Genomic DNA, 6,667 nt, shown 5'->3' with positions numbered 1-6,667 from the left:
GGCCGGGCCGCCAGCTCGTGGCCCGGCCGCCGGCAGCTCACCGTCATCACCAGCAGCGCCATCGGCAGCGTGTAGTGGTTGAAGTACGACTGCTTGTTCATGACGTCGAGGGTCAGCAGCACCACGGCGGCGCCCAGGCAGAACCCGGCCGCGTCCGCGCGCACCCGCCAGGCCAGCAGGTAGGCGCCGGCCAGCGCGAGCGGCATCGGGGCGAACCCGGTCGTGATCCCGGCGTGGACCAGCACGCCGGGGACGGACAGCGAGTCACCCCGGACGGGGTAGCCCAGGTTGGTCGTCACCGCGTCCGCCCAGAAGTCCGCCGGCCCGGCCAGCACCCAGGGGGCGACCAGCGCCGCCGCGGCGCCGGCCGCCACAAGCACCCGCCGGGGCCCGAACGCCGGCCACATCGCCGCGACCGGCAGCAGCAGCGCCAGATGCTGCTTGCTGGCCAGGGCCAGGGCGAACGTGACGACCGCCCAGCCCGGCCGGCCCGCGCGCACCGCCCGCACCATCCCGGCCAGACAGGCGATGAGCAGCGGTTCGGTCCAGGACTGCTGCAGCGCGTACATGGCGCCGGGGATGACGAGCACCATCAGCGGCAGCGCCGCCGGAACACCGGGATCCGGGACACTGGGATCCGAATCCGTGGTCCCGGCCCACGGGCTGGCCCCGCCACCCGGCGTGCCCGTGTCCCGCCGCGCCTGCCAGCCGGGGGCGGTCACGCCGGCGATCCGGCGGACCGTGACGGCGGCGAGCACCAGCGCGGCCAGCAGGCCGTAGCGGACGTCCCCGAACAGCAGATGGAACGGCGCGAGCAGCAGTGTCGTGCCGGGCAGGTAGGGGTAGACGTCGAACAGCCCGTACACCGGGTACTCGGCGCGGCTGGGCGCCCACTGCTGTCGGTACATGTCGTGGCCGTCGAACAGGCCGCCGGCGGAGACCTGTAACAGGTGGAAGACATCGATCCGGGGCTGCGGCGCCGCCATGATCATCGCGACGCCGGCGGCCACGACCAGGCCGGTCACCAGCCAGAAGCAGGCCGGGGAGGCGANCGGGCCGTCCGCCAGCGGCTGTCCGGCGCTGGCGGACGGGCCCACACCAGGACCGCCCCGGCGGTGAGCAGCCCGGCGGCCACCCCGAGCACATCGGAGAGGTCCGCCCACCGTCCGGCCGCGTAGTAGCGGGGCCGCAGCGCCACGCCGGCCGCGAGCAGCCCGGCCAGCCCCGTCCACACGGCGGTGTGCCAGCGCCCGGCCCACCGCCGCGCCCGCTCGGCGGGGCCCGCGGCCAGCAGGACGGCGAACCAGCCGACGAGCACGAACAGCAGCTGCCACGGCCCCCGCCCGTCACCGGCGCCGATGCCCACCGCGACACCGCCCCAGCCGACCAGCAGCAGGGCCGTCGTCCCCCGATCCGGGTGGCCCGGGGACGCCCACCCGGGTGCGGCGGCCGGATCGTCCGTCCGGGCGGGTATGGGCGCTGCCATGACGTGCACCATGCCAGAGCGCGCGGCACCGGCGTGCGCACGGCCGTCGGCGGGTGGGGTACGGCCTGGCGGCGGGGCGAGAGCAGGCTGTCGCGGCCGGCTCGCCGTGGCCGTCAGGGGGCGCGGACGGGCGCCCGCGGGGGTCATGCCAGACTGAGAAGCCAAAGCCGGATCATCGTCCACCGGCTTTCTGGTATGTCGCGCGGATGACCGTCGCGTGCGAAGGTGAGGAGAGGTCAGGCACAGTGGCCGAAAAGCCCGAGGTCGTCGTTATCGGAGCCGGACCGGCAGGTCTTACAGCAGGCTGGGAGCTGGTCAAACGGGATGTGCCCGTAACGGTCCTCGAAGGTGACTCGGTGGTGGGAGGGATCAGCCGTACCGCGCAGCGTGAAGGCTGGCGGTTCGACATCGGCGGGCACCGCTTCTTCACCAAGGTGCCCGAGGTCGAGGCGCTCTGGCACGAGATCCTGCCCGACGAGGACTTCCTGATGCGTCCGCGCTCGAGCCGCATCATCTACGACGGCAAACTGTTCGACTACCCGCTGCGCGCCGGCAACGCCCTGCGTGGCCTGGGTCTCCTCGAGGCCGCGCGCTGCATCTTCTCCTACTTCTGGGTGCGGGTCCGCCCGCCGAAGGACCAGACGAAAATCGAGGGCTGGGTCGCGGCCCGTTTCGGTTGGCGCCTCTACCGGATCTTCTTCAAGACCTACACCGAGAAGCTGTGGGGCGTGCCGGCGAACACGATCGAGGCGGACTGGGCCGCGCAGCGCATCAAGAACCTCTCGCTGCTCAACGCCATTGTGAACGCGGTCACACCGAAGCGGAACCAGAAGGACATCACCTCCCTCATCGAGGAGTTCCAGTACCCGAAGTACGGGCCCGGAATGATGTGGGAGGCCGCCGCGGACAAGATTCTCGAACGGGGCGGGAAGATCGTTTTTGAGGAGAAGGTCCGCGCGATCCACCACGAGGGCGGCCGGGCGACCGGGGTGAGCACGGTGGTCACCGGCGGGTACGGCCCGGGCGCGGGCGCGCCGGAGGCGTCCCGGACCGACATCGGCAGCGAGCACCACTACGACGCGGACGAGATCGTGTCGTCGATGCCGTTCTCCTCCCTGGTCCGCGCGATGGATCCCCCCGCTCCGGAGCACGTCCTGGCGGCCGCGAACGCGCTGCGCTACCGGGACTTCCTCACCGTCGCGCTCGTGGTGCCCGAATCCGCCGGTTTCCCGGACAACTGGATTTACATCCACTCTCCCGAGCTGCAGGTCGGGCGTATCCAGAACTTCGCATCATGGTCGCCCTTCCTGGTGAAGGAGGGACGCACCTGCCTCGGGCTGGAGTACTTCGTCTTCGAAGGTGACGAGACCTGGTCGATGGCCGACGACGACCTGATCGCGCTCGCCTCCAAGGAGCTCGCCGCCCTCGGTCTGGTACCGGCGGACCAGGTGGAGGGCGGTTTCGTGGTGCGCATGCCGAAGGCCTATCCGTTCTACGACTCCGAGTACAAAAAGAACGTCGACATCATGCGCGGGTGGCTCGCCGAGGTCGCTCCGAACGTCTATCCGGTCGGCCGCAACGGCATGCACCGCTACAACAACCAGGACCACTCGATGTACACCGCTCTGCTCAGTGTGCAGAACATGGTGGACGGCACCAACCACGACGTGTGGAGCGTCAATGTCGAGGAGGACTACCACGAGGAAGTCTCCCCTGGTTACACCGGCAACAAAGCGTCGCACTGACCCCAGGTCGCGGGACTGGAGGATCTGACCGTGACCGATATCGCGGTTCGGCCGGTGGAGAACATCCCCGATCCGGCCGACGCGGGCCTGAAGCGTCCTGACCGGGCAGCTGTCCTGTTCAGGGCAGTGCTGTTCGTCATTGTTGTCGCGGCGGTGGTGGCGCGTTTTTCCGCCCGGCAGGCGTTGTGGCTGGACGAGGCCCAGAGCGTGGCCATCGCCCGGCTCCCGCTGACCGGGTCGGGCCCGACGCTGTTCGACGGCCTGCGCCAGGACGGCTCACCACCGCTGTACTACCTGCTGCTGCACGGCTGGATCGAGCTGTTCGGGACCGGCACGTTCGCGGTACGGGCGCTGTCGGCGCTGGTGAACCTGGCCGCAGCCGGGCCGCTGTACCTGCTGGCCCGGCGGGTGGTCGGGGTACGCGCCGCGCGGGTGGCGGTGGTGCTCTATCTCACCTCGCCGTTCGCGCTGTACTTCGCGACCGAGACCCGGATGTACAGCCTGGTGGTGCTGCTGACCGCGGCCGGCGGGCTGGCGCTGGAAAGCACCCTGCGCCGGCGCTCGGCCGGGCCGGCCGTCGCGCTGGCGCTGTGCTCCGGCCTGCTGGCGCTGACCCACTACTGGTGCCTCTACCTGCTGTTCACGGTGGCCGGCTGGCTGCTGCTGGTTACGGTGCGACCACGGCCGGGCTGGGGCCGGCGGGCACCGCTAACCGCTCTCGGCGGCATCGTCGGCGGGGCGGTGGTGTTCGCCCCCTGGCTGGGCGGCTTCCACTATCAGCTGACGCACACCGGGACGCCGTGGGGCGAGCCGGCCACGTTCGCGGCGATCTCGCACGCCTACGGGCAGTGGGCGGGCGGCCCGACCACCGGCGGGCGGACGCTGCTGTTCCTCATCACCGGGCTCGCCGCCGCGGGGATGGCCGGCCGGGCGATCGACGGCCGGTACGTGATGGTGGACCTGAAGGGGCTCGAACCCGGGCGGACGCTGTTCTTCCTGGCCACCCTCACGCTCGTGGTGGCCGTCGCCGTGGGCAAGGTGGTGGGCAACGCCTGGGCCGACCGTTACACCGCCACCGCGTTCGTCCCGTTCCTGCTGGTGATCGGCCTCGGGATGACCGTCATCGTCGACAGCCGGCTGTTCCGGGGCGTCGTCCTGGCGTGCGCGCTGCTCGGGCTCGTCGGCGGCTACACCGACCTCTCCCGCGCCCGTAGCCAGGCCGGACAGGCCGCGGATGTGCTCGAGCGTCTCGGGCGGCCCGGTGACGTGCTGCTGGTCTGCCCGGACCAGCTCGGCCCGGGGCTGGCCCGCACGGTACCGGCGTGGATACGGGTGCACGTCGTCCCGACCTACGCCCCACCCGACCGGGTCGACTGGACGGACTACGAGGACCGCAACACCACCGCCAACGGGGTGGCCGTCGCGGACCGGGCGCTGGCGGAGGCGGGCCCGGGCAACACCGTCTTCCTCGCCGGGTCGGGCGCGTACCGCACCTACGAGACCCTGTGCACCCAGGTGCGCGGACGTCTTGAGGCGCAGCGCCCTCGCGTCGACCAGGTCATGGAACAGGGCCAGTCGGCCAGGGTCTGGGAGAACTTCGCCCTGCTGCGCTTCCAGCCGTAGCCGCCGGGACGCTCTGGTGGATCTTCGGTCGGGCGCGTCGGTGGCCGTTGTCCGTATGACGGTGGCTGCTCACCGAGTGCTCACGCATCGTATGTGCGCCGTGTCCCGGCGGGATGGTGCCGTCCTGCCTCGGCGTCCGCCCGGGCAGACCACCGGGCGGACGCCGAGGCTCACGGCTATCGGACGTCGCTGGCGCGCCGGCCGGGCCGACCAGCACGCCAGGCCACCGCGGTGGCGTGCGCGCTGGCCTGGCGGACAGCCCGAGGAACGGCCTACCGGACAGCCCGTGGGACGGCCTGCGACGTGGCCAGCGTGGTGGCGTGGGCTGCCGTTGCGCGAGGTCGCCCTCGCCTGGCTCGCCGCGCGCGTCGTGACAGCCGCCGCGTACGCGCTGGCCCACTACATCGACGGGCAGGTGCGGGCCGCTCATCCGGACGGCGGCACTGGCACTGGCACCGATGGCGTGGGCACCGGCGGGCTGACGCTGACCGGCCCGCTCGGCTGGGACGCCGGCTGGTACGCGGGTATCGCCGAGCACGGGTACGCCGGGTCCGGCGAGCAGAGCCTGCGGTTCTTCCCCCTGCTGCCGCTGCTGGTGCGTGCGGTCACGATGCTGCCCGGGCTCGGTGGGCACACCGGGGTCCGCGTCACCCTGGTCGTGCTGGTGAACCTGATCGCGTTCGCCTTCGTGGCGGCGCTCGCCCAACTGGCGCGCCGGGAGGGTTTCGGCCCCGCGGCGGTCTCCCGTGTGATCTGGCTGGCCTCGCTGGCCCCACCCGCGTTCGTGCTGGTCATGGGCTACACCGAGGCGTTGTGGGGGCTGCTGGCCGTCGGGGTGTTCGCCGGGATCCGCTCCCGGCGCTGGGAGCTCGCCGCCGTCTGCGGGCTGTTCGCCGGGCTGTGCCGGCCGGTGGGCGTCCTGCTGGTCGCCCCGGTGGCTCTCGAGGCGGCCCGCGGGATCACGGCCGCCGCGACGGCCGACCGGCTGCGGCGGGTGACGGCCGTCGCGGCGCCGGCCGTGGGCCTGGGCGGCTACCTGCTGTGGGCGGGGATCGCCCACGGGGACGCCCTCGCGCCGATCCGGCTGCAGCGGCAGCAGTCGCTGCACGGCAGTTCCTCGAATCCCGCGGCGGTGCTCTGGGAGGCGGCCCGAGGCGCCGTCCACGGCGAGGTGGGCACCGCGCTGCACGTCCCGTGGCTGCTGCTCGTCGCCGTCCTGCTCGTGGTCATGGTGCGTACGTTGCCGGCGTCCTATCCGCTGTGGGCCGCGCTGACCGTCGCCGTGCTCCTGACCGGCAGCAACCTGGACTCCAGCGAGCGGTATGCCTACGGCGCGTTCCCGTTCCTGTTCGTCGCGGCCGCGCTGACCCGCCGTGACGAGGNNNNGCGCTGACCCGCCGTGACGAGGTGTTCCGCGCCGTGTTGACGGCGTGCGCCGCGATGATGGTGGTGTATGCGTCCCTGGCCTTCCTCGGCCTGTACGTACCGTAGGGCTTTTACGTACCGTAACCACGGTACCCGGTAGCCCCCATTTGTCCCCGGGTGCTCTTACAGATTCGTCACACCGGCGGTCCACCTCGTCGTTACGGTGACGTCATGGACGTGGAGTATCAGCGGCTGTACCTGCCGCCCGGGACGGACCGCCGGCAGGCTCTGGCTGTCCTCACCCTGCACGCCGAGTTCGGTGACTGGGAGCTCGAGCGGCTGCGCCTGTTCCCGGACGGCTCCCGGCGTGTGGTCCTGCGCCGCCCGCGTCAGCGCGGCGGGCTGCCGGGCTACCTGCCCACCTGACCGCCGTCGGCCGTCGGCCGTC

5 protein-coding genes are annotated in these 6,667 nt (G+C 72.1%); 4 read left to right on the top strand and 1 reads right to left on the bottom strand.

Annotated elements, in window-relative coordinates; genetic code table 11:
• Positions 1-1,025: glycosyltransferase 87 family protein (locus FrCorBMG51_RS13965; RefSeq protein WP_235433571.1), on the bottom strand; the 1,025-nt coding region annotated here is incomplete at its 3' end.
• Positions 1,026-1,731: 706 nt separating this feature from the next.
• Here FrCorBMG51_RS13965 and FrCorBMG51_RS13960 point away from each other — a divergent pair.
• From FrCorBMG51_RS13960 to FrCorBMG51_RS13945, 4 genes are all read left to right on the top strand, one after another.
• Entirely contained in the window at positions 1,732-3,231 is a 1,500-nt protein-coding gene (locus FrCorBMG51_RS13960) for an NAD(P)/FAD-dependent oxidoreductase (protein ID WP_047223508.1), read from the top strand.
• 30 nt (positions 3,232-3,261) lie between these two features.
• Complete coding sequence (locus FrCorBMG51_RS13955) at positions 3,262-4,854, top strand: glycosyltransferase family 39 protein (RefSeq protein ID WP_047223507.1); 1,593 nt, start codon at positions 3,262-3,264, stop codon at positions 4,852-4,854.
• Between the two features lie 55 nt (positions 4,855-4,909).
• Positions 4,910-6,247, top strand: coding sequence for a mannosyltransferase family protein (locus FrCorBMG51_RS13950; protein ID WP_476742166.1), 1,338 nt, complete (start codon positions 4,910-4,912; stop codon positions 6,245-6,247).
• Between the two features lie 203 nt (positions 6,248-6,450).
• On the top strand, positions 6,451-6,645 hold the full coding sequence (locus tag FrCorBMG51_RS13945; protein ID WP_013873594.1) for a DUF5703 family protein: 195 nt from the start codon (positions 6,451-6,453) through the stop codon (positions 6,643-6,645).
• Positions 6,646-6,667: the final 22 nt, after the last annotated feature.

Origin of the sequence: Protofrankia coriariae (assembly GCF_001017755.1) — a bacterium.
In the GTDB taxonomy this organism is placed as follows: Bacteria; Actinomycetota; Actinomycetes; order Frankiales; family Frankiaceae; genus Protofrankia; species Protofrankia coriariae.
Note: the sequence above shows the minus strand (reverse complement) of the source record. Positions and strands in the feature narration are given on the sequence as shown.

Excerpts from the sequence above, each read along its gene's own strand:
- FrCorBMG51_RS13945 (WP_013873594.1), top strand. The coding sequence starts at position 6,451 with ATGGACGTGGAGTATCAGCGGCTGTACCTGCCGCCCGGGACGGACCGC.